The sequence below is a fragment of the Flavobacterium hydatis genome (genome assembly GCF_000737695.1).
Lineage (GTDB): Bacteria > Bacteroidota > Bacteroidia > Flavobacteriales > Flavobacteriaceae > Flavobacterium > Flavobacterium hydatis.
On sequence record NZ_JPRM01000024.1, the window covers coordinates 107,694 to 132,663 of the forward strand.

At 31.9% G+C, this 24,970-nt stretch carries 21 protein-coding genes; 1 reads left to right on the plus strand and 20 read right to left on the minus strand.

The window, feature by feature from the left end; all coding sequences use genetic code 11:
- Positions 1-187: 187 nt before the first annotated feature.
- The 11 genes from hisIE to IW20_RS15320 all read right to left on the minus strand — a co-directional run bounded on the left by hisIE (position 188) and on the right by IW20_RS15320 (position 10,910).
- A complete protein-coding gene (gene hisIE, locus IW20_RS15270) occupies positions 188-787 on the minus strand; it encodes a bifunctional phosphoribosyl-AMP cyclohydrolase/phosphoribosyl-ATP diphosphatase HisIE (protein WP_035624032.1) in 600 nt (199 codons plus the stop codon).
- A 6-nt stretch (positions 788-793) separates the two neighbouring features.
- Positions 794-1,348, minus strand: coding sequence for an STM3941 family protein (locus IW20_RS15275; RefSeq protein ID WP_035624035.1), 555 nt, complete (start codon positions 1,346-1,348; stop codon positions 794-796).
- A gap of 28 nt (positions 1,349-1,376) precedes the next feature.
- Complete coding sequence (gene hisF / locus IW20_RS15280) at positions 1,377-2,132, minus strand: imidazole glycerol phosphate synthase subunit HisF (RefSeq protein WP_035624039.1); 756 nt, start codon at positions 2,130-2,132, stop codon at positions 1,377-1,379.
- Positions 2,133-2,163: 31 nt separating this feature from the next.
- Positions 2,164-2,889: a 1-(5-phosphoribosyl)-5-[(5-phosphoribosylamino)methylideneamino]imidazole-4-carboxamide isomerase gene (gene hisA / locus IW20_RS15285; protein WP_035624279.1), complete on the minus strand. Its 726-nt coding sequence runs from the start codon at positions 2,887-2,889 to the stop codon at positions 2,164-2,166.
- Between the two features lie 54 nt (positions 2,890-2,943).
- Positions 2,944-3,525: an imidazole glycerol phosphate synthase subunit HisH gene (hisH, locus tag IW20_RS15290; protein ID WP_035624041.1), complete on the minus strand. Its 582-nt coding sequence runs from the start codon at positions 3,523-3,525 to the stop codon at positions 2,944-2,946.
- Between the two features lie 55 nt (positions 3,526-3,580).
- Positions 3,581-4,717 carry a bifunctional histidinol-phosphatase/imidazoleglycerol-phosphate dehydratase HisB gene (gene hisB / locus IW20_RS15295; RefSeq protein WP_035624043.1) on the minus strand — a complete coding sequence of 379 codons (1,137 nt, stop codon included), beginning with the start codon at positions 4,715-4,717 and terminating at the stop codon, positions 3,581-3,583.
- A 287-nt stretch (positions 4,718-5,004) separates the two neighbouring features.
- Complete coding sequence (hisC, locus tag IW20_RS15300; protein WP_035624046.1) at positions 5,005-6,054, minus strand: histidinol-phosphate transaminase; 1,050 nt, start codon at positions 6,052-6,054, stop codon at positions 5,005-5,007.
- A gap of 169 nt (positions 6,055-6,223) precedes the next feature.
- A complete protein-coding gene (gene hisD / locus IW20_RS15305; protein ID WP_035624049.1) occupies positions 6,224-7,516 on the minus strand; it encodes a histidinol dehydrogenase in 1,293 nt (430 codons plus the stop codon).
- A gap of 139 nt (positions 7,517-7,655) precedes the next feature.
- Positions 7,656-8,513 carry an ATP phosphoribosyltransferase gene (hisG, locus tag IW20_RS15310; protein WP_035624052.1) on the minus strand — a complete coding sequence of 286 codons (858 nt, stop codon included), beginning with the start codon at positions 8,511-8,513 and terminating at the stop codon, positions 7,656-7,658.
- A gap of 336 nt (positions 8,514-8,849) precedes the next feature.
- On the minus strand, positions 8,850-10,244 hold the full coding sequence (locus tag IW20_RS15315) for a sensor histidine kinase (RefSeq protein ID WP_035624057.1): 1,395 nt from the start codon (positions 10,242-10,244) through the stop codon (positions 8,850-8,852).
- A gap of 3 nt (positions 10,245-10,247) precedes the next feature.
- The gene (locus IW20_RS15320; protein WP_035624060.1) at positions 10,248-10,910 is read right to left on the minus strand and encodes a response regulator transcription factor; all 663 of its coding nucleotides are present in this window, start codon (positions 10,908-10,910) and stop codon (positions 10,248-10,250) included.
- A 303-nt stretch (positions 10,911-11,213) separates the two neighbouring features.
- Here IW20_RS15320 and IW20_RS15325 point away from each other — a divergent pair, with 303 nt between their 5' ends.
- Positions 11,214-13,307 (plus strand): LTA synthase family protein, encoded by a 2,094-nt coding sequence (locus IW20_RS15325; protein ID WP_035624063.1) that lies wholly within the window; start codon positions 11,214-11,216, stop codon positions 13,305-13,307.
- A gap of 395 nt (positions 13,308-13,702) precedes the next feature.
- Here IW20_RS15325 and IW20_RS15330 read toward each other — a convergent pair whose 3' ends face one another.
- From IW20_RS15330 to IW20_RS15370, 9 genes are all read right to left on the minus strand, one after another.
- A complete protein-coding gene (locus IW20_RS15330) occupies positions 13,703-14,701 on the minus strand; it encodes a zinc dependent phospholipase C family protein (protein ID WP_035624066.1) in 999 nt (332 codons plus the stop codon).
- A 580-nt stretch (positions 14,702-15,281) separates the two neighbouring features.
- A complete protein-coding gene (locus IW20_RS15335; RefSeq protein WP_035624069.1) occupies positions 15,282-16,247 on the minus strand; it encodes a YeiH family protein in 966 nt (321 codons plus the stop codon).
- A gap of 75 nt (positions 16,248-16,322) precedes the next feature.
- Positions 16,323-17,219 (minus strand): LysR family transcriptional regulator, encoded by an 897-nt coding sequence (locus IW20_RS15340; RefSeq protein WP_035624282.1) that lies wholly within the window; start codon positions 17,217-17,219, stop codon positions 16,323-16,325.
- Positions 17,220-17,286: 67 nt separating this feature from the next.
- Positions 17,287-18,033, minus strand: a complete 747-nt coding sequence (locus IW20_RS15345; RefSeq protein WP_035624072.1) for a M15 family metallopeptidase — start codon at positions 18,031-18,033, stop codon at positions 17,287-17,289.
- Positions 18,034-18,867 carry a DUF4846 domain-containing protein gene (locus IW20_RS15350; RefSeq protein ID WP_035624074.1) on the minus strand — a complete coding sequence of 278 codons (834 nt, stop codon included), beginning with the start codon at positions 18,865-18,867 and terminating at the stop codon, positions 18,034-18,036.
- A 63-nt stretch (positions 18,868-18,930) separates the two neighbouring features.
- Positions 18,931-20,958 (minus strand): hypothetical protein, encoded by a 2,028-nt coding sequence (locus IW20_RS15355; RefSeq protein WP_035624076.1) that lies wholly within the window; start codon positions 20,956-20,958, stop codon positions 18,931-18,933.
- Positions 20,959-21,026: 68 nt separating this feature from the next.
- Positions 21,027-21,773, minus strand: a complete 747-nt coding sequence (fabG, locus tag IW20_RS15360; RefSeq protein WP_035624079.1) for a 3-oxoacyl-[acyl-carrier-protein] reductase — start codon at positions 21,771-21,773, stop codon at positions 21,027-21,029.
- A 123-nt stretch (positions 21,774-21,896) separates the two neighbouring features.
- A complete protein-coding gene (locus tag IW20_RS15365; RefSeq protein WP_035624081.1) occupies positions 21,897-24,299 on the minus strand; it encodes a DUF7619 domain-containing protein in 2,403 nt (800 codons plus the stop codon).
- 109 nt (positions 24,300-24,408) lie between these two features.
- The gene (locus tag IW20_RS15370) at positions 24,409-24,837 is read right to left on the minus strand and encodes a hypothetical protein (protein WP_035624084.1); all 429 of its coding nucleotides are present in this window, start codon (positions 24,835-24,837) and stop codon (positions 24,409-24,411) included.
- Positions 24,838-24,970 lie beyond the last annotated feature (133 nt).

Genomic DNA, 24,970 nt, shown 5'->3' on the forward strand with positions numbered 1-24,970 from the left:
TTAAAACCTGTTTTTTTATTATTGCCCACGGTTTCAACCGTGGGATACTGATTATAATAATAAATTGCGATATAAATTGCACTCCAACGGTTTCAACCGTTGGCAATGTTCATGTAAAACCTGCTTTTTGCGCGTAGACCTTTGTCAAAGTTCAAAACTTTAACAAAGGTTGCTCCACTCTATTAAACTACTTCTGACGTTTTTTTAAGACCTCAATAACATCGTTGATTTGGAAACCTTTAGCTTGCAGTAAAATAAGATAGTGAAAAAGTAAATCAGCGCTTTCGCTCAAAAATAAATCATCGTTATCGTCTTTGGCTTCGATTACAACTTCTATGGCTTCTTCGCCTACTTTTTGGGCAATTTTATTAATCCCTAATTTAAATAATGATGCAACATAACTTTTCTCTGAATCGGCATTTTCTCTTCTTGATTTTATCGTGTTTTCAAGATTCGAAATGAATCCGTAAGTAGTCTTGTTTTCTTCTTGCCAACAAGTATCCACACCAGTATGGCAGGTTGGGCCTTCGGGTTGTACCTGTATTAAAAGTGTATCGTTATCGCAGTCATTTTTGATGCTTTTTAGGTGCAAAAAGTTACCACTCTCCTCGCCTTTTGTCCACAATCGTTTTTTGGTACGGCTGTAGAATGTTACTTTTTGAGTTTCGATTGTTTTTTGATACGCTTCTTCGTCCATGTAACCAAGCATCAATACGTTTTTGGTTTCGCTATCTTGGATTATTGCTGGGATTAGTCCGTCGCTGTTTTTTGAGAAATCTATATTCATGTTGTTTTAGTCTAAGGTTTTATTTGCCTGAAATTCTTCGAATTTCTGTGTTATCGCATATTTAAGTTCGTTAAATGGAATTTTGAGTCCATTGGCAGAAATACTTACTGGTGAACCGGATTCCTTTAAATTCATTTTCAGCATTTTTCTTTTAATTGAGCTACTTTCTTTATTTATATAATCATCAGGATTTTTAAGATAAATAGTAATCATTTTTTGAGTTATAACTGTTCTTTCGGCAACAGTCATAACATCTGTCCATGGAATCCTGCCCAGAGAAACTCCAGATGAGTTATCGATAATTCCTATATTATCAATAATAACTCCCGGTTTTTTATCGAATATTTTTTTTGTACAGAAATATATACCAAACAATCCCATTAAAGTCCCCAAAACAGAGGCTGTGTTTTTTATAATTAGATTATTAAAAATCGGATTACCTACTTCCGGTTGATCCAATAATATCCAAAGGCTTGCAACTAAAAAAAGGATTGAAAAAAATAATATTTTTATCAATTTACCTTTACTCATTGGAATTTCTATTTTGTCTTTGTTCTGCATATATTGGTTTGTATTATAAAAATTCAACTTAAAGCCTTACTTCAATATTATTACTCCTAAGTTCTTGTTTTAAGACTTTTATCTCGATTTCTTTAAAATGAAAAACGCTTGCTGCTAATGCTGCATCTGCTTTTCCAAGTTTAAAAGCATCAGTAAAATGCTGAATGTTTCCTGCTCCACCCGATGCTATTATTGGGATATTTACCAGTTCTGAAAGTTTAGCCAAAGCTTCATTTGCAAATCCGTTTTTTGTTCCGTCATTATCCATCGAGGTAAACAAGATTTCGCCTGCGCCACGCTCGGCAACTTCTACAGCCCAATCGAATAGATTTAATTCCGTAGGGACTTTTCCACCTACTAAGTGCACAATCCATTGTCCGTCTATTTGTTTGGCATCAATGGCAACAACTACGCATTGGCTTCCGAATTTCTGAGCCAAATCATTAATTAACTGTGGATTCTTAACAGCAGAGGAATTAATAGAGACTTTATCGGCACCATTATTCAGTAAAATTTCAACATCTTCTACAGCCGAAATTCCACCACCTACAGTAAACGGGATATTTATTGTCGAAGCTACTTTTCGAACTAAATCGACTAAAGTTTTGCGTCTTTCCTCTGTTGCCGAAATATCTAAGAAAACCAATTCGTCGGCGCCTTCGTCGGAATATATTTTGGCCAATTCCACTGGATCTCCCGCATCACGTAAAGCTACGAAATTTACCCCTTTTACAGTTCGTCCGTTTTTTATATCAAGGCAAGGGATTATTCTTTTTGTTAACATGTATCGTAAGTCTTAATTATTAATGAGCCAATTATTTACTAATTATGTATTTTTCTAGTTGCTTCAAGGAAATTCTTCCTTCATAAATTGCTTTTCCTATGATAGTTCCTTCGCAACCTAATTCGGCTAATTTTGGTAATTCGTCAAAGGTTGAAATTCCACCAGATGCAATTAGTTTAACGTCTTTAGCTTCGCTTAATATTTTTTTATATAAATCAAAACTTGGACCTTCGAGCATTCCGTCTTTCGCAATATCGGTACAAATCACATATTCAATTCCTTTGGTTTGATACTCTTGAATAAACGGAATTAAATCTTCGTTAGAATCTTCTAACCAACCCGAAACTGCTACTTTCTCATTATTGGCATCGGCTCCTAGGATAATTTTGTCCGAACCATATTCGGCAATCCATTTTTCGAATATTGCTCTGTTTTTAACAGCGATACTTCCGCCTGTGATTTGGTTTACACCACTTTCAAAAGCAATTTTTAAATCATCATCGGACTTTAATCCTCCGCCAAAATCAATTTTTAAACTTGTTTTTGTAGCAATTTGTTCCAGAATCTTATAATTCACGATTCGGCTTGATTTCGCACCATCTAAATCGACTAAATGCAGGTATTCTATTCCGTGAGCCTCAAATGATTTGGCTACTTCAAGCGGGTTTTCATTGTAAATTATCTTGGTGTTGTAATCGCCTTTGGATAAGCGAACACATTTTCCTTCGATGATATCTATGGCTGGTATTATTCTCATTTTTTTAAGTCTTAAAGTTTGAAAGCCTAAAGTCATAAAGACTCTAGATTTCTTTTATAATTTTAGAAAATTCGACAAAATTTGTTCTCCAATATCTCCGCTTTTCTCTGGGTGAAATTGGGTTCCGTAAAAATTATCCTTCTGTAATGCCGATGCGTATTCTACTTCATAATTTGTTGTCGCGATTGCCTCTTTACAAAGTGGCGCGTAAAAGCTATGTACCAAATACATATATTCGTTTTCGCTGATTCCTGTAAACAAAGACGATTGCAGATTATAAATATTGTTCCAACCCATTTGTGGTACTTTTACCGAAGGGGTAAATTTTATTACATCAACATCAAAAATCCCTAATCCTTTTGTATTTCCTTCTTCAGATGATTTGCACATTAACTGCATTCCTAGACAAATCCCTAAAACGGGTTGTTTTAAATACGGAATTAGCGCATCTAAACCGCTTTCAATCAACTTTTCCATTGCCGAACTTGCTTCGCCAACTCCAGGAAAAATAACCTTATCTGCCGCTTGTATTTCGTCAGGATTATTGCTCAAAGTAGCTTTAAATCCTAATCTTTCGATTGCAAACATGATACTTTGGATATTTCCTGCACCGTAATTTATAATTACTATTTTCATTAAAAAAGCTTTATGCTTTAAGCTTTAGACCTAATGCCTACAGCCTATTGCGTTTTTACAACATTCCTTTTGTCGATGGTAAAATCATTTTTTCGGTATCTCTTTTTACGGCTACTTTTATTGCTTTTGCAAAAGCTTTAAAAATGGCTTCAATCTTATGATGCTCGTTTGTACCCTCGGCTTTAATATTGATATTTGCTTTGGCTCCATCCGAAAATGATTTAAAGAAATGATAAAACATTTCTGTTGGCATTTTCCCAACCATTTCGCGTTTAAATTCTGTTTCCCAAACCAACCAGTTTCTACCACCAAAATCTATGGCAACTTGCGACAAGCAATCGTCCATTGGTAAACAAAAACCATAACGTTCGATTCCTAATTTATTCCCTAATGCTTTGGCAAACACTTCTCCTAGTGCAATTGCCGTATCTTCTATCGTGTGGTGTTCATCGACTTCCAGATCTCCTTTTACAAGGATTTCAAGATCCATTTGTCCGTGACGCGCAATTTGATCCAGCATATGGTCAAAAAATGCAATTCCGGTTTCGATTTTACTTTTTCCCGTTCCGTCAAGATTCAGGTTGATATAAATATCTGTTTCGTTGGTTTTTCGCGTTATTGAAGCCGAACGTTCTTCAAGCTTCAAAAATTCATAAATTGTTTTCCAATCGGTAGTTTGTAATGCGATTACTGGATTTAATTCTTCTCTTTTTGATGCTACTTCTGCACTACCCAAACCTTCATCTGTATTAATAAAAATAGCTTTTGACCCTAAGTTTTTAGCTAATTCTACATCTGTTAAGCGATCTCCCAGCACAAATGAATTTTCTAAGTCATATTCAGGATTATCGAGATATTGAGTAAGCATTCCTGTTCTTGGTTTGCGAGTTATTGCGTTCTCGTGTGGAAACGTTTTATCTATAAAAACAGCTTCAAAAACAACTCCTTCATTCTCAAATGCCTTCATAATAAAATTATGTATTGGCCAGAACGAATGCTCAGGGTGAGAATCAGTTCCTAATCCGTCTTGGTTAGTAACCATAACAAGTTCATAATCTAACTCATTGGCAATTTTAGCCAAATATTGAAATGCTTTTGGATAGAATTCCAGTTTATCAAAACTATCCAATTGGTAATCTGCTGGTTCCAGAACCATTGTTCCGTCACGGTCTATAAAAAGTACTTTTTTCATGGTTTATTTTTTTTGCCACTGATTTCAAGGATTAAGGAGATTTCTTTTATTAAGGGAAAATTTTAATAATCTGTGAAATCTTATCTAACTCTTTGCGAAAGGAACGCAGATTATGCGGATTCGCTGTCGCGAAAACACGGATTAAAACGGATTTTATTTTTGATTGTTTTTAAATCAGTTTTAATCCGCGGCTTTATTTTTGTAAATCCGTATCATCCGCGTCCCTTTATAGATAATCTAAGTTAGCAACTCTTTCTCAAAGTCTTAAAAAATCTGTGGCCTGTTTTTTAGTTCAATAGTTTTAATGCTTCAATTAATTTTTTATTCTCAGCCTCAGTTCCAATCGTTAATCGCAAACAATTTTCGCATAATGCCTGAGTTGTTCTGTTTCTTATTACGATTCCTTTTGCAATTAACTCATCGTATCTTTTGTTGGCATCATCTACTTTTACTAATATAAAATTAGCTTCGGTTGGGTATATTTTTTCTACAAATTTCATATTAAGTAATACTTTAAGTAATTGCTCTCTTTGTGCAATAATAGCAGCTATTTCGGTATTTATTTTAGCCGTTTCTTTTAATCGTAAACCTGCTCTTTGCTGTGTAAGTTCGTTTACGTTATACGGTGGTTTTATTTTGTTTAAAACCGAAATTACTGCTGCCGATGCATAACAAATTCCTAAACGTATTCCTGCCAAACCATACGCTTTAGAGAGTGTTTGTGTGATTACCAAATTAGGATATTCATCTAACTCGTTTATCCAGCTTTCTTTTTTAGAGAAATCGATATAAGCTTCATCTATAACTACCAAACCTTTAAAATTCTGCAATAAAGCTACTACGCTTTCATCAGAAAATGAATTTCCTGTTGGGTTATTTGGCGAGCATAAAAAGAGTATTTTGGTATTAGCATCTACCGCTTCTAATATTTGGTCAACTTTTGGTTGGAAATCTTCTGAAAGCAAAACCTCTTTATTTTCTACATCATTGATGTTAGCCAAAACACTATACATTCCGTATGTAGGTGGCAATGAAATTATATTGTCCTTTTTTGGTTCACAAAATGCACGAAACAATAAATCTAATACTTCATCACTTCCGTTTCCTAATAATATTTGATTTAGGTTAATGCCTTTTTGCTTTGCCAAAACTTGCTTTACGTTATTTTGCTGTGGGTCTGGATAACGATTTACGCCGTTTTCAAAAGGATTTTCGTTAGCATCCAGAAAAATCATATCGGCAGTATCAAAATCCTCAAATTCATCACGCGCAGACGAATATGGTTTTAAGGTTTTTACGTTTTCACGTACTAGGGTATTTATATCAAACTTTTCCATGTTATTTTTTTAATTTATAGAAAAAAGAGAATAGAGTAAAGAAAATAGAGTAAAGAGAGTAGACATTGGCTTTAAAAACATTGTATTGATTTTCTTTATTTCATTATATAGGTTTTACTCTACATGTATTCATTATATAGTCTTTACTCTATTATCTATTTTCTTGCTTCTAATTTCTTAACTCTATCTGCTTCAACCTCAAAGTAACCGCATTTTTATGAGCTTGTAATCCTTCGGCTTCAGCCATAATTTCAATAGCTTTTCCGATATTTTTGATTCCTTTTTCGGTAATTTTCTGAAAAGTCATCGATTTCATAAAACTATCCAGATTCACTCCGCTATAATTCTTAGCATATCCATTTGTTGGTAAAGTATGATTCGTTCCAGAAGCATAATCCCCAGCACTTTCGGGCGTATAATTACCTATAAAAACCGATCCTGCGTTATAAATTTCATCCGAATAAAAATCATCTTCATTTGTACAAATAATAAAGTGTTCTGGGCCATATTCGTTAATTAGCTGAAGCGCAACAGTACTATTTTCAACAAAAATCAGTTTTGAATTTGCAATTGCATTTTCGGCGATTGCTTTTCTTGGTAAAACAGCAATTTGTGATTGAATTTCGTTTCCTACAGCATCAATTAGCGTCTTAGATGTAGAAACTAAAATTACCTGACTATCTGTTCCGTGTTCAGCTTGCGATAATAAATCCGAAGCTACAAAGGCAGGAACGGCGCTATCATCGGCAACTACTAATAATTCTGATGGTCCCGCAGGCATATCTATCGCTACTCCAAACTGTGTTGCCAATTGTTTTGCCACGGTTACGAACTGATTTCCTGGACCAAATATTTTATAAACTTTAGGGATTGTTTCTGTACCAAACGTCATTCCGGCAATAGCTTGAATCCCTCCTACTTTTATAATTTTAGTTACTCCGCATAAATTTGCAGCATATAAAATAGCTGGATTTATTTTTCCGTTTTTATCTGGAGGAGAACACAAAACGATTTCATTACAACCTGCAATTGCCGCAGGAACTGCAAGCATTAGAACTGTAGAAAATAAAGGTGCTGTTCCTCCCGGAATATACAAACCAATTTTTTGAATCGGTCTTTTTTCTTGCCAGCAGTTTACACCTTCGGTAGTTTCGATAGTGATTCTATCTGTTTTTTGAGCTAGGTGAAACTTGTAAATATTACTTTTTGCTAACTGAATAGCCTCTTTAAGTTCATTGGATATCAAAGCAATTGCTTCGCTTATTTCGCTTTGCGATACTTCATTATCATCTAAAGCAATCCCATCAAATATCGATGTGTATTTAGAAACTGCTTCGTCTCCCTTTTTTTGTACTTCTTTAAATATTTCTTTAACCGTAGTTTCGATATCATCGATTGTTTTGGTTGGTCTTTTTAATATTTCCGACCAAGTCTCGGGTGCTGGATTGTATATCTTGTTCATTTTTTTTTGCTTTATGCTTTAAGCTTTAGGCTCTAAGCAATTGGAATCTCTTTTTTTTATGCTTTAGGCTCTAAGCCATAAGCTTTGTTTTTTTTGGACTTAAAGCATATTGCCTAAGGCTTAAAGCGGGCAAAGCCTTTTAAAGTACCATTTTCTCGATTGGACATACCAAAATTCCTTCGGCTCCAACATCTTTTAGTTTATCTATTACATCCCAAAAAGTATCTTTATCGATTACCGAGTGTACACTACTCCATCCTTCTTGTGCCAATGGTAATACGGTAAGGCTTCGTAAAACTGGAAGTATTTTGCCCACTTCTTCGATTTTATCATTTGGAATATTCATCAATATATATCTTGATTTTCTTGCTCTAAGAACCGATTCTATTCTAAATTTAAGCGTATCGATTAGTTTCTGATTTTCAGGGTTTATCTTAGGAGAAACCGCAAGAACCGCTTCACTTTTTAAGATTACTTCTACCTCTTTCAGATTGTTTTTAAACAAGGTACTTCCACTAGATACGATATCTACAATAGCATCGGCAAGTCCAATGTTTGGTGCAATTTCTACCGATCCAGATATTTGGTGAATGTCTACCGATAATCCGAAAGAATTAAAATATTCATTAACCGTATTTGGATATGAAGTTGCAATACGCAATCCATTAAGGTCGTTTATAGAGTTGTATTCAAATGCTTTAGGAACTGCAACTGAAACTTTGCATCTAGAGAATCCTAATTTCTGTGCAATTTGAATGCCTTTTCCTTTCTCTACCAATAAATTATCTCCAACAATGGCGGCGTCTACAACTCCATCAATCAAATATTGTGGAATATCTGAGTTTCTTAGAAATAGAACTTCTAACGGAAAATTTGTGGCTTCGGCTTTTAATTGATCGTTTCCGTTATCTATCGAAATTCCGCAATCTTTTAAGATTTGAATGCTTTCTTCGTTTAAACGACCTGATTTTTGAATTGCAATTTTTAAAGTACTCATTTTAGTTTTTTGTTTAAATTAATAATCTGAGTACAAAGAATTGGGTATAAAAAAACCCGTTTGATGTACTCAAACGGGTTTTTAAAATATGATGATTTACACGCATACCATTAACACATCGCCTGAGAGCAATTATGAAAATGATGATGATGTAATTGAATTAATAACATAACTAGAATTGTTTTTTTTCTTTGTTTCGTTTGCAAATATACTAGAATAATTAATTAAAAAACAATTTTTAATTTAACTTAAAGTGAGTTTATTGTTAAATTACTTAAATCTATCTGGCTTTACTAAGTAAATACTGCTATTTATTTAATAAATTTCTCGCTTAGTTTAATCTGTTTTGTTCTTATAAAAACCAAGTTTTAATGTTGTTCCTTCGTTTAATTTGCTAGATACAGAAATAGTAATATCTAATAATAAACTTAATTTTTTCACTATCGATAAACCTAGTCCCATTCCGTTAATATCGGGATGTAGCTCTGAGTGAGAACGGAAAAACTGATCAAATACTTTTTGCAAATCATCCGATGGAATTCCTATTCCGGAATCGATTATCTGACATTCGATACCATTGTCAACATCTGCGATTAGGATACTTATTTTTCCATTTTGATGAGAATATTTAACTGCATTAGAAATTAAATTATTCATAATTATCGAAAGTAAATAACGATCTGTATCTAAACAATAATCTTTTTTAAATTCTGCGATAATATTAATATTCTTAGCCTGTATATTACTCGAGTACTGCGAAATTGTATCTAAAATCAAAGCATTTAAATACACTTTTTCTATATGTAAGCTTTGTTTTTGATTTTCGAATCGTGCCAATAATAATAGCTGATCTACAAGAATATTTAATCGGTCGACTTCGGTAATACAAAAATTTATCTTTTCTTCATATTCATTGTTATTCCTAGGTTTACGTATTAATACCTCAAGTGTTCCTTTAATTATAGTCAATGGTGTTCTTAGTTCATGAGACGCATAAGATGTAAATTGTTTTTCTCTCTCTACTGCATTTTCAAGCCTGTCTAATAAGCTATTTATTGTTTTAGATAATACATATAATTCGTCTCTATTTCCGGGTAAAGCAATTCTTGTTTTCAGATTGTCTTTCGTAATAACATTCGAAGTTTCGATAATAGTATTAATTGGCTTAATACTTCTTCCTGCAAAAAAACGTGCGATAAAAAAGAGTAATATCAAAATAAGCGGAAAAGCCACAACTAGTATATAAAATAAGTTATCGAGCACCATTGTAGAGTCAGTTAAAGACATGGCAATCATTAAGTAACCTATTTTCTTTTGATCTACATAAATTGGCACTTGGATTTGCCTCACAATATTGCCTAAAAGCCTTGTATTAAACAATTCAAAATTTTCTTTCTTACTATGAAAAGTTAATGTTGCAAGTTTTAAATTAGGAGATTTCTCTATAATTTTTCCGTTTAAATCCAAAAACTGGACAAAAACCGGGTTTACATCAACCGTATTATGTTCGCGTTCGTTCCATTCTTCAACATCTATTAAAGTCAATGTACCGTTTTTGACTTTTATTTCGTCTAAATGATTTTTAATTTCAACAATAATATCATTGTCAATATGACTGTAAACACTCTGTTTTACAATAGAGTAAATAGTAAAAAACACTACAAAAATTAATAATGCAGTGATGGTTATATAATTAAAAGCGATTCTGTCTTTGAACGAAAATTGTAGCATTATTTAGTCGTTTGCGATATATCCAATACCTCGAATTGTTTTTATGTAATCTTCTTCAATCTTTAAATTCAGCTTTTTCCTGATAGCATTCATAAAAACATCAATAACACTCGTATCGTATTCAAAATTAATCTGCCAGACATCTTGCAATATCTGATTTCTTGTACATACTTTACCTTTATTCTTTACGAGATAGGTTAATAATTCAAACTCGCGCTGCGTAAGAGAAACGCATGTATCATTTGTCCTAACAGTATGTTGCGCCAGGTTTATTTGGATTGTTCCAAGTGTGAGTATTTCAGGAGTTTTTTGGTTTCTGAAATGAATTTTAATTCGCTCAACCAACTCTTCAAAACTAAATGGCTTTTTTATATAATCATTTGCTCCTGCTTTTAATCCTTCAACAGTTTCGAGAATAGTGTCTTTTGCTGTTAAAAAAATAATAGGCGTTGTAGTGTCTTTTATTCTAATGGCTTTGCATAAATCTATTCCTGTGATTTTAGGAAGCATCCAATCGAGTAAAATTAGATCAAATTTTTGCTTTTGAGTTAATTCAAAACCAATCAATCCATCTGATGCTGTAGTGATTTGGTATCCTTCTTCTTCTAGACCTTGCTGAAGAAATTGTACAATACCAGCTTCATCTTCGACTATTAAAATATGCATTTTTTAATTTGTTATATATTTTAAAATTGACACGATTGCCTAAATTATATTTATCTAAGCAAGTCTATTTACTAATTTCAAAGATATATGTTTTTTGAACTTAGTAAACACGGTATTATTAGTTCTTGAATTAAAAATATTTATTTGAAAGAATAATATTCCAAATAAAACACTATCCAAATCCTTAAATTAACGATAAAATGTCTTATCTTAAGACAATCTTAAGGCAATGCTAAGTTGCACAAAAGGTTACATTAAGACTAAACTAATAGAAACAATTAAATTTGCAGTAAACTTTTTTAAATGTCATTACACAAAAAACTCGCCCCTTTTTACTATCTCACTTTATTTTACCTACTAGTAAGCTTTGTACTGAGATTAGTTTTATTTTTTCATCCTATAACCGAAACTTCATTTAGTTTTATTGACACAATAAAAATATTTGGATTAGGATTGGTTTCTGATGTGTTTGTTTTTGTCATAGCTAATATTTTTTTATGGCTATATCTTATTTTTATATCCAATTCTAAATATTCAAAACCATCAGGTTATATCATTTTTGGAATATTTGTAGCTCTATTTCTTTATATCGCAAGCGGAAAAAGTATTCTTAACGAGTATGGCGGAGCCTTGCCGCAAATAGCCCTTATTTTTATTGGCTTAAAAACCTTTTTCTTTGGTTTGTTACTTTTCTTGCCTAATTATCGTGATAAAATTAGATTCTGGTTATTTGCCTTTGTAATCTTTTTATACGTCCTTTTAATTTTGCAAAACGGAATAAGTGAGTTCTTTTTCTGGAACGAATTTGGAGTAAAATATAATTTTATTGCTGTAAATTATTTAGTTTACACCAATGAGGTTATAGGTAACATTATGCAATCTTATCCAGTGATTCCGCTGTTTTCGGCATTATTTCTAATTGCAGGAACTGTTACTTATTTTATCGTAAAGAAAACGAGAGTTTACATCGATAATATTCCGTCATTTCTTGAAAAAGTAAAAATATCAGCATTATACATTACCCTATTTGCAGTTTCTTTATTTGCAATTCCGCGTATAGCCATCAGCGAAAACTCCGAAAATGTATTTTCGAATGAGCTTCAATCAAATGGACTGTATAAATTTTATTTAGCGTTTAAAAATAGTAGTTTAGATTATTTTAAATTCTACAAAACGATTCCAAATGCCGAAGCGTATGGAATTTTAAAACAACAATTACCAACTATATCTGGTGAAACGACTCTACGAAAAATACAAAATGATTCAGCTGAAAATCGTAAAAACGTTGTCTTGATTACTATCGAAAGTTATAGTGCCGAGTTTATGAAGCGATATGGTGGCGAAGAAAATATCACTCCTTTCCTAGACAGTCTAGCTAATAAAAGTTTAGAATTTACCAATTTATATGCTGTAGGTAACAGAACTGTTCGCGGTCTGGAAGCAGTAACTTTATGTATACCTCCTACTGCTGGCGAAAGCGTAGTTAAAAGACAAGACAATAAGAATAAATTCTCGACGGGATCTGTTTTTAAGAAAAAAGGATATACTACCAAATATCTTTATGGTGGAGATGCTTATTTTGATAATATGCAGGATTTCTTTTCTGGCAATGGATATGATATTGTAGATAAGTCTACATTTACTCCCGAAGAAATTACATTTTCTAACGTTTGGGGCGTTTGTGATGAAGATATGTCTAATAAAGCAATCAAAGTTATGAATGCTGAAGCAAAGACAAATAAGCCGTTCTTTAATCATATTATGACCGTAAGTAATCATCGTCCATTTACATATCCTAATGGAAAAATTGACATTCCAGGAGATATTAAATCTCGTGATGGTGGTGTAAAATATACTGATTACGCGCTAAAAAAATTCTTTGAAATGGCAAGTAAACAGCCTTGGTTTAAGAATACTGTTTTTGTAATTGTAGCCGATCATTGTGCATCTAGCGCCGGAAAAACCGAACTTCCGCTTGATAAATATAGAATTCCTGCTTTTATTTATAGCCCAGGTTTTGTCCCAGCTCAAAAGTATAATACATTAATGTCGCAAATAGATATTATGCCTACTTTGTTTGGTTTACTGAATTTTAGCTACGATAGTAAATTTTATGGTGAAGATGTTTTAAAACCAGATTATAAGCCTAGAGCATTTATTGCTACTTATCAGGATATGGGATTAATAAAGGATAATGTTTTAACGATACTTTCGCCAAAGCAAAAAGTAAAACAATTTCAGTTAAACTTAATTCAGAAGAAAGGCGTTGCTCCAGAATATCAGATATTCTACGACGAAATTCCTCTAGCAAAGGAACGTACCGATTTAGTTAATGAAACAATATCTTATTATCAAACTGCTTCGGATATGTTGAAGCATAAGAAATATGAGTTTTAAAGCTTCAAAGATACTGAGGTGTTAAGGTTCTAAGTTACTAAGGTTTTAGGTTCAAAGATCCAAAGGAACAAAGGTTCAGAGTTTTTTTTAAAAGGTTCTAAGCTGCTAAGTTTCTGAGTTTTTAAATAATTAAACCGAAAAGGTTGCAAAGTTTTACGTTAAGTTCACAAAGCAAGAAACAATAAAAAAGGCTCAAATTCAATTGAATTTGAGCCTTTTATCTTTCTCAGAACTTCTGAGCCTTTGTCTTTCTTAGAACCTTAGTAACTTAGAGTCTCAGTCCCTTTAAAAACCTTTGAACCTTTGAACCTTTGAACCTTTGAGCCTCAGAACCTTTGTACCTGAAAATCTTAGAACCTTAGTAACTTAGTCTCTCAGTCCCTTTGAACCTTTTCTTAGTCATTTTGGTTTTTCATTCCAAATAAGTTTCCGCTTTGAAACAATTTTAAATCATCTCTTAAAGCTTGATAATTTCTTTGTGTAACCTCAGGTGCATCTAAACCGCTTAAATCAGGTTTTCCTGCATTTACCCATGCAGTATACCAAAAACTTGCAGTAGCAGTAATAGCTTTTCTCATTTGGCTTTCAACCATTCCGTTTAACTCTTTATGTAATTTCTTAGCATAATCATCAGAGAAAACAGCCGAATTGTATTTGCTTTTCATCACTTTTCCATCTGCATCGATTTTAAAAACCTGATTTTCTGGAGTTGCAGTTCTTAGTTTTTTATCAACGTCTAATAACGGCTGAACTAAACTATGTGTATCATTAATCATATCCCAAGTTGCTTTATGAACATCTTCATAATACTGTGCTTGTGGAACATTTAACTTGTAATTTTTAGCAAATAATTCAGGAAGTCTACTTTCCCAAAGTGAATGAATCCCTTTTTGGTCAGTTAATTGTCCGTCATGATTTGCAGAAGTATGCAACGGCATGTGAGCATCACCAATATAATGACCTAAATCGGCAGCAAGAAATAAAATTTCAGCTCTGTTTTTATCTTTAAATGCTTTGGTTAATTTAGCCATCATATCTTCGATATACCAAGGTAAAATCCCGTTTACGTTTAAGAATTTATCATCATATTTTTTCTTTGCTTCTTCTAAAGTTTTTGGTAAGCTGTCTGCAGAACCAAAATTTTCCATGTCAAAATAATGTCTTGGATTTTCATCTTTATAATTCAAAGCATATTTACGAATATCTGGTACAGAAGCTTCTTGTGTAATAAAATCGATGTGATTGTAAAAGAAAACCTGAAGTTGATTTGGCAAAGCCATAACTGCGGCTTTATTAATACGCTCATGACCAACAATACCCCAGGATAATGTTAAAAAACCAATTGCTAATGCGAATAATGCGATTAGTCTTGGTTTCATTTTAAAGTTTTTCATTTTTTATATTTATTAGGGGTGCAAAAGTATTTTATTTAAGTAGAATTCAAAACAATATTGCTAAAGATTATGTTAATTTTAGAAAAATAACTTTTTATGAAATTGAATTGTTCTTTAAAGCTGATTTATTTTGTCTGTTCGGTATTTTAATCCCGAGTCATGAAAGGTTGTTTGGTATTTTGAGATCCGAGCGATAGCCAAAAATTACGAACAATGAGACGCGGATAAAACAGATTCGCTAAGGCGAAAACACAAATAAAAACAGATTTTCTTTTTATTGTTTCAAAATCTGTTTTTTCCGCGTTTGTTTCTTAAAGAGTTTATACTTTAAATTTTGAATTGCCTCCAGCCTATCTTAATGTCACTAAGCTGCAATACCGCACCGAATAATTTTCACGCAAAGTCGCCAAGCCGCTAAGTTTATGCCTAAAATCTTTGCGCTTTTGCGTCTTTGCGTGAAAACAATAAACCATAATTAGCTCAAAAAGGCTTAACTTAAGACATTGAGCTTTAGAGGTAATTCAAAACAAATGATTAAAACAAAAGAGTAAGATGGAATCAAAACTCTCAATTGAGATTATTAAGAAAAATGTATAATTGCTATTAATGCAACTGTAGCAATAAATACCCAAAGTAAAACTCCTTGTAGTAAAGGCTTCACTCCTACTGTTTTTAGCACGCTTAGGTTTAATCCTGCTCCAATTAAGAATAAAGTAACCGTTAGTCCTATTTTAGCAAGAAGCACCAATGAAGGAGCTATAATAGCGGTTTGCGGTACATACGTATTTAGTAACATCGCCAGAATAAACAACCCAATAAAATATGGGATTTTAATTCTTGTTTGTTTGTTTTTAAAAAGTACTGTTGTAATAAGCGCAATCGGAATAATCCATAAAGCACGTGCTAATTTTACTGTTGTTGCGATTTGTAAGGCTTCGGCACCAAATTTATTGGCTGCTCCTACAACTGAACTTGTATCGTGAATTGCAATGGCGCACCAAAGTCCGAATTCTCTTTGAGACAGGTTTAATTCATGTCCTATATATGGGAATAAGAACAAAGCAATAGAATTTAGTATAAAAATTACTCCTAAAGCTACAGATGTTTGTTTCTCGTCCGATTTTATTACCGGAGCAATTGCCGCAATAGCACTACCACCACAAATAGCAGTTCCGCAAGAGATTAAGTGCGATGTTTTCTTATCTATTCTAAACCATTTTCCTAAAAAAGTTCCTAATATAATGGTACTAAAGATTGATGCAATAGTAAGAACCAATCCTTCTTTTCCAGCTGATAAAGCACTCGTTGCATTCATACCGAATCCTAAACCTACAACCGAAAATTGAAGTAAAATAGTAATGGCTTTATGATTGAAATCTAAAAAAGGATTTCCTGATAAGTTTGCTACCAATAATCCTAATAATAAGGCGATTGGCGGAGATATAATTGAAGTTAGACAAAGTAATATTAGAGAAACAAAAATGATTTGTTTTGAAATTGTACTAATCTCAAATAAATGACTCGCTGTTTGTTGTTTTGTTTTCAAGGTAAAAGTATTTAATAATTACAGTACAAAGGTCTGTAGTTATTACAACATTTACCAATCGTAAAATGCAATCGTCTATAACTTCAAGTTATAATAGCTAGACATGTTTTTTATAAACAACTCTGTGAGCGCATCCGATTTTCCGTGTAGTGTGATAATATAAAAGTATCTTTCGATAGTTAGTTTTTCTATATCCAAAACCACTAATTCATTATTTTTCAACTCCTTATCCACGGCATGTATTGACATAAATGCTACACAATCAGAATTTAAAAGATAAGATTTAATACTTTCTGTACTTCCTAATTGCATTTCGATTTGTAATTCTAATAACTTGATATTGAATTGTTTTAATGCGTACTCAATAACTTCAAGTGTTCCAGAACCCCTTTCTCTAGTTATAAAACGTAGATTCTGTAAATCAGTTAATAGAATCTCTTTTTTATTAACCAAAGGATTTTTACTACTACAAACTAAAACTAATTCATCCTTTAAAAACTCTGTATATTTAATAGATTGATTTCTGGATTGTCCTTCAACAATTCCAATTTCGATTTCTTTATTAATTAAAGCGCTCTCAATTTGCTCGGTATTTCCGTTTAGTAAATTAACTTTTATATCTTGTAATTTCTGGTGAAAACGCGCCAATAAAGGAGGTATAATATATTGAGAAATGGTTGTGCTTGCTCCTAATCGCAGCAATCCCTGACGCTCATTGATAAACGTACTCATGTCAAAATCGATTTCCCGATAAATTTCGAATATGTCTTTGGTATGTTTTAAAAGAATTTCTCCTGCTTTGGTCAAAGTGATTTTAGAACCATTTCGCTCAAAAAGCTTGGTTTTGTAGGTTTCCTCTAATTCCTGAATATGCTTAGAAACAGCAGGTTGCGTAATATACAATTCGGCTGCGGCTTTGGTAAAACTCAACCTATTTGCAACAGCAAAAAATACTTTTAGCCTAAAATCCATAATCATAAATTTTTAATTCGTAATCTACTTTCCTTTGCAATATTTTGTTGTAATAAAATAATCAAATTTATAACAAAAGTTCAGGTCGGTACTCAAAATGCATTGTATCATAATGTTTCCAATTTCCTCCCCAAATAAAGCCATATTTTTCAAAAATTGAAACTAGCTTGAGGGGAATTTGATTTCTATACGAAAGAGTAGCTTCTTCATTTTTACATTTACAATCCCATTGCCAATAATTAGAATTTTTGACATTAATATCTATAGTCATTCCATAACTATGCATACTCAATCGGTTTGTTCCTGAAATTTTCCTCCAACTAAATGTACCTCCAATGGAATTAATATATTTTTTAAACTCTGGATTATTATCTAATTCTGCCGAAAGTTTTTTTACTATTTTATCAATTCCATTTACGGTTGTTATTTTTATTTTTTGATTGATTAATTTCGGACACCAAATAATTTCAGTCATTTTAGATTCAACTTCTGCTTTTGAATTTCCGTAAATTTTCTTAAAAAAAGCTTCATTTCGAATTCTTCCAGCATCATCCTTTGGTACTAAATTCTTATTTGCTTTATTATAAACAAACTTAAATTGATCCTCAATATCAGGATTATCTAACAATTCTTGATTCGTTTTATTTTTAAAATCATCATAAATCAAACTTGATTTATCACTAAAAATGATTTTATTGTCTTTATAACCAACAATTTGATCTGGGTATGCTCTAATTAATTTTTGAACATTCAATGGGATTTCCTGAGAAAAAGCATTTTGAAATATAAGGACTAAAAAAAAGAATCGTTTCATTTAAAAACGTTTTAATTGTGAAGAACTAAAAGTCCATTCGGGTGTTTTAAGAGAGGTTCCAAAATCAACAGCGTACCAAGGACTCAACGAACTATTATTTGGATTTTTCAATATTTGAATTTCTTGTGCTGGCATATAACTTTGTGCTAAAAGCATGATTTTCTGGTTGTTTTTAGGGTTCACAGCTATATCAACCACAATAACAGCGTGCCCCGGAAAACCTCCTTTTATAAAAACATCTCCAATTTTTGTATCTAAAACATTTATTGGTTTCAATTCTTTTTCTAACGAAGCAGTTCCTGCATACATAAAAACCGTCTCTAAGTATTTCCAATAGGTTTCATAACTGTCAGATGGTTTTGCAGTTTTAACCCAACTGGTTTTGTTGCCTTTAACTGCAATTCTGTAACCTGCAGCCCATTTACTAAAATCAACTTGAAAACCATTTGTAAAATTAAAATGTATTTTATCGTACTGTTTTTGGCTATAAAAATAATCCGCTCGCAAACGCATCACAGCATCAGCACATTGATGTAAATCCTGTTTCCCAATGGGTAGATCCACAACCGCTTCATAAACGTTTCGATTTGATTTTACAGTTCCATTAAAATACAAAACATTTGAACCAGAAGGTTTTAATGGAAGATTTCGTAAAAAATATCCAAACGAAGTTTTAGATTCCTCCTCTCTCACAAACCCCTGAGGTAGCTGGAAACGTTGCTGAATCGTATTTTCCAAAAGACTGATTTTGGTAGTGTTTTTTGTCTTTGAAAATGAAAAAAAACAAAAAATTACCATCAAAATTGCTACAATAAACAAGAATTTAACTTTCATAATTTAGACTTTTAATTCATAACACAATATTAAAAAAGCTAGAAGGAATCCGATTATATTTCGTTACAACAATCCATTATATTTTCTAACAAACCATTCGGTTGCTAATCCAATAGAAATTAAAATTAAAAGCCAAACCCAATCAATTAAAGGAGTTTTGGTACTCACGTTTTTTTGAATTGCTTTGTATTCTGGATTTTCTAAAAGTGTTTTTATCAAGGCATCAGATTGGTCTTGGAAAAAAGCTTTTCCATTGGTTTGCAATGCCAATTGTTCTAATTTCTGAACATCTGGATTTACAAATTGTTTTTCGATATCAAAATCTAATATCTCAAAACGACTTGAATATGTAGTTTTTGAATTTAATTCTTTAACCGAGAAAGAATATTTCCCTGCAGGAAGTCCATCTAAGTTTACCGAATAAGAATTATTTCCTTTTAATAAATCGTAATTTTTAGTTTGCTTCGTTTCTGTGTTGGTTACAGAAATAGTAAGATTAGCTTTCTCATCAAACTCATAGTTTTTATTAAAATATTGAGCGTTGATTTCTAACGCATCTCCCGAATTATAAAAGCTTTCGTGGTTTACAACCAATGATTTTTTAGTATTATTTGATGCTAAATATTGGATAATTTTATCAATAAAGATATCATATTTGGTAAACGACTGATTATCGATATGACTTTGCATACGCCATTTCCAAGTATTTTCTCCTAATAAATAAGCATTTCTTTTTCCTTGATTTTCTGTAAAAGCTAATAAAGGAGCATTAGTTGCTACATTTCTTATTTTTGACGAAAGTAAAATCGAAACATTTCCATTGGTAGTAATTGTTCCGAATGAATTTTGCAAAGGCGGAAAATTTTCAAATCCAATTTCTTCTGCAGCAAATAAATTAAACTGTGAATTGAATTCAGCTAAATAATCTTCTTTCTGACTGCTCATTCTAAATGACAAAGCTGTTTGTTGCTGATTCAGAAAATTAAAATCAGTATTATTTCCTGTTATAATAAAGGTATTGATTCCTGCCGCTTTGTTCGTATCAAAAACTGATTTGAACGCAGCTGTTGGTTGATATAAAATTAAGATATTATAATCTTGTAACGATTTGATTTCATTTGGTTTGACCAAAACAACTTTACGTTGTGCATTAGATTCTATCGAACGTTTTAAAGCCGCAACATCCGGATGGTTTATTGCTGAGACAATTGCTACAGTTGTTTTTTGATCTATAATTTCTACAGCAAAGTTCTTAGTATTGTTGTAGGAGTTTTTTTCTTTTTCGCTTGACGAAATAGTTGCTTTAAAAATCTGTACTCCTACTTTATCTGCAGGCAATAATATATTTAAAGTAGCTGTTTTTTTAGATGGAGAAAAAGAAACTTTCTCTTTGGCTAAAACTGTATTTCCTTGCGAAATCGTAAAATCGGAATTTATACTTTTTGTTCCCGAATATTGCAAGAATACTTCAACTGGAAATTTATTTTTAAAAAAAGCGTATTTATTTACGTTTAGCTGATTAATTTTTAAATCTAAAAAAGTAGTTGTATCGCCTACAATTACAGGATATACTTTGTTATTTGGATCAAAACGATATACATAATCATTTCCTGTAGTCTGATTTCCGTCAGTAATAATCACCGTTGGAAAAACTACATTCTTATTGATGCTTTTTAAACTTTTAGCAATTTCGTCTAGATTAGTCTGCGTTCCTTTAAAATCAAATTCTTCAGATTGTTTAAAGTCAGCATCAAATTGATACGATTGAATTTCGTACTTGTCTTGCAAATCTTTATTCGACGTTAATTTTTTATATAATTCAAGAACTTTCTCTTTAGCATTTAAAGCTGTTATAGAACTTGAATTATCCACTACAATTGGTAATGGAGTTTTTATGATTTCTAACGAGTTCTTTGTAATTATTGGATTTATCAATAAAACCAATAATCCAAAAATGGATAGAAAACGTAAAAAAGCCAAAAACAAAGTCAGTTTTGATTTGCTTTTGGCTTTATAATAATATTGAAAAAACGACAAACCTCCTGCAATTACTAATGAAAGTACTAATAATAGAATCGTGTTTGTAGTCATAAATTTTAGTTTTCAGTGACAGTTTCAGTTATCAGTGTATACTGAGAACTTTAAACTGAGACTTTTTTTTAAGTAAGCATTCCTCCACAAACATTAAGAACTTGTCCTGTAACGTAAGCACTCATATCTGAAGCTAAGAAAAGACAAGCGTTTGCAACGTCTTCGGTAGTTCCTCCACGTTTCAACGGAATTCCTTCTCTCCAACCTTTTACTACATCTTCGCTTAATTTTGCAGTCATTTCTGTTTCGATAAATCCAGGAGCAATTGCATTACAACGAATGTTACGAGAACCTAACTCTAATGCTACTGATTTTGTAAATCCGTTAACACCAGCTTTAGATGCAGCATAGTTTGTTTGTCCAGCATTTCCTTTTACTCCAACAACACTACTCATATTGATGATTGATCCAGAACGCTGTTTCAAAAATGTCTTTTGAATAGCTTTTGTCATATTGAAAACTGACTTCAAGTTAACATCTATAACTTGGTCAAAATCAGCCTCAGACATACGCATTAAAAGGTTGTCTTTAGTAATACCTGCATTATTTATCAAGATATCTACAGTTCCGAAATCTGCTAAAACAGCATCTACAAAAGTTTGAGCTTCTGTAAAATCAGCTGCATTCGATTGATATCCTTTTGCTTTAATCCCTAGAGCGTTTAATTCTTTTTCTAAAGCCAAAGCCGATTCTACAGATGAACTGTATGTAAAAGCTACGTTTGCACCATGTTTAGCAAAAACTTCAGCAATTCCTTTTCCTATTCCGCGGCTCGCACCAGTAATGATGGCTACTTTTCCTTCTAGTAATTTCATATTAAGGTATTCGTTTTTTATTTTTGAAATACAAATATAGATTATTTAGGCGTTTTATAAAATTTGTAATACAAAAAAGCCTCACCGAAGTGAAGCTTTTTTATAAGTTTGATATAATAAGGACTATTCCTTTATAAATTTTGTATTAGATGTTCCTTTATCTGACTTTATAGTAAGAAAATAGGTTCCCGTTTTTAAAGGAGAAACATCTATCGTTTTAGCATTTTGTGCATTTGGAACAGCAATAACCAATTGTCCAAAAAGGTTGTAAATTGCCATTGATTTAATTTCTATATTGCCTTTTGCAGAAACATTCAGAATCTCTTTTGCAGGAACAGGAAATACACTTAAATAATTTGAAAATTCAAAATCCTGAGTTCCTAAAGTTCTAAAAGTTGATATAGCTTTATTGGTAAGTATAGGAAAGTTATAATCAAAAAAGATATTGGCTTCATTCTGGAAACTATCACCAACAGAAAGCGTTGGTAATGTTTTTATTTTAAAAGCAATATAACCATCATTGTTAGCATTGTCAAACGGTAATTGAATATTTTCGAATATGAATTCGACTTTATTTTTATCTGAAATTTTGGTAATATACGAATGACTTGCATTTGTAGGTATTAAAGTCGAAATATCGAATTTTGTTAAATCGATAATATCTGTTACCACTACATTTTGAGCAGGATATGTACCTGTATTTTCAAAACGAATCATGTAATGCACATATTCACCTATTAAAGAAGATGTAATTACATCACCTTCTAGACACGTTTTATCATTTGGATCGTAAGAACCCACAACTTTTTGATTTAAAGTAAATGCATTATCATTTGGCGTTTCGTCAGCATCTGAAGAACTGATTGTTGCAGTATAGCTAAGGATATCATCATTGTTTACCGCAGGAGTTTCCATAGGAGAATTTATATTCAATGTTATTGCTATCTCTCTAGTCTCAAAAGGCTTTAAATCAACAAAACTCCAGAAAGCATTATTTATAGCTTGGCTTGAAGAAACTGAACTTGAACTTACTATGTCCAAAATAGCGTCATTATAAGTAAGACCCACACTACCTGATTGGGTTACATTTCCTTTGTTTTTATAAATAATTTTATAACTCGCATCAAAACCTGGTCTTGCTGCATCTATTGGTAATAAAACTATTTCTAAGTCTTTATGAGCATTATTAGGAGATAGACAGAAGTTTTGCAAAACTTGACCTGTAAAAGTAGGATTGGTTTGTATAGATGATGGATAAACGTTAAAATAACTTGGATTTTCTAATAAAGGCGTAATAGTATGGCTCCCTTGAGGAACTGAGATAAAATAATTTCCAGATTCATTGGTTATAAAATTCCCTTTTGTTACCCCATCGGTAATGGAGAATTTCATATTAGAAACATTGATATCAAATGCATCGCAACCATTATTGTTTTTATCCAATCCAATTTTACCCTGAATTGAATAAAGAGGTCCTCCAGGAATAAAAGAACAATAAGAATTTACAACACAATTAATATTGCCATTCTTTATTAATGATTGAATATACAATGATACTTTATAATCATCTGTACAAATATATTTTAAATTTGGTGAAGGATGATATGAGAAACTTGCATATTTTTGAGTTCCATTTTTCATAAAAATAGTCTCTAGAAAAGGACTATTATTAATTGTAAAATACCCTAATTTACTTAAATTCTCTATATTTAATGTAGTAAATTCATTACCACCACAAGTCAAAATCTCGATTTTATTTAGGCCTGATAAGTCTAATTTTTTTAATTTATTATTTGAGCATTCTAAATGGAATAGATTTACAGACCCTTTTAGATCTAAACTTGTTAAGTTATTGTTGTCACATTGCAACGTCGTTAATCTTGTAAGTCCATTTAAATCTAAAGCAGTTAACCCACTACTTTCACAGGATAATGAATATAGATTTGTTAATCCTTTTAAATCTAATTTAACTAGTGGATTACCTCCGCATGAAAGGCTAGAAAGCTTTTTTAGTGATGAGATATCTACATTAGTTAATCTGTTACTACTATAAGCTAAATAGGTTAGATTATATAGTCCCTCTATGTTTAATTTTTCTAATTGATTACTAGAACAAGATAATCTGTCGAGATAAACTAATCCTTTTAGATTCAAACCTACCAATTGATTATCAGATAAATATAAGACCTGAAGAGAAATCATATCGCTAACATCTAATTCTGTCAACTGGTTTTCTGAGCAATCTAATGAAGATAAATTCTTAAATTTTTTAATTCCCTCTAAAGTAGAGATACTTGATTTTGTAATAATAAGACCTGCAATTTGTAAAGCTTCAGATTCCTGAATTTCGCCATCACCATTTAAATCAATTTTTATATACTCACCCTTAATATTTTGAGCTATTTTGTTAGTTACATCCGCTTCAAGTAATTTGGCTTTAAAGTTAGCGTCTGGAATAGTAATAGTTTGGGCGTTAACAAAAGAAAAAAAAATTAAAGCCAATAGTAATAAGTAATTTTTTATCATGTAGATTAGTTTATGGTCGTAAATATATAAAATGAAATTTTGGAACAATATCTCCTAAAAAAAGCCTCACCGAAGTGAAGCTTTTTTTATATTGTTATTTGGTGTAAGACTAGAAAGCTACATTCCATCTTGGTAATCTACCGTTTTCATCTAAGAAATTTTGCAAAATTTGTCCTTCAACAGTTGTTGGGATTGCTTTTACATCAGCATTAAAAGTCTCGTACCAAGAAACCTCTAATCTATCGATTCCTTCTAATTTCATTTGTGCTGGCCAAGAATATTTTCTTCCTGTTTTTGCAAATTGGTGACCGTTTACGATTTTATCGTGTAATCCTCCGTTTTTGCTTTTTAAAGTTCCGTCATTTTGTACGGTTCCTGTAGAAGCTACCATGATTAATTCTTTGTTATCACCTTGGATAGCGTAAACAACAAAAATACCACTTCCAGTTTCAGATGCATTACATACTTCTTCTAAACTATCGTCTTGTGTGTAAGTAAAATTTCCTTTTACTGTAAACTTTTCTAATTCTTTATACATATTTTTCTTTTTAGCAAAGGTTCTGAGTTTCTAAGAATCTAAGGCGCTAAGCATTTGTTATATTCCATACATTCTATTAATGTAAAAAAAGTCTCAACAAATATTGAGACTTTTTTTGGAATTTATTATTTTG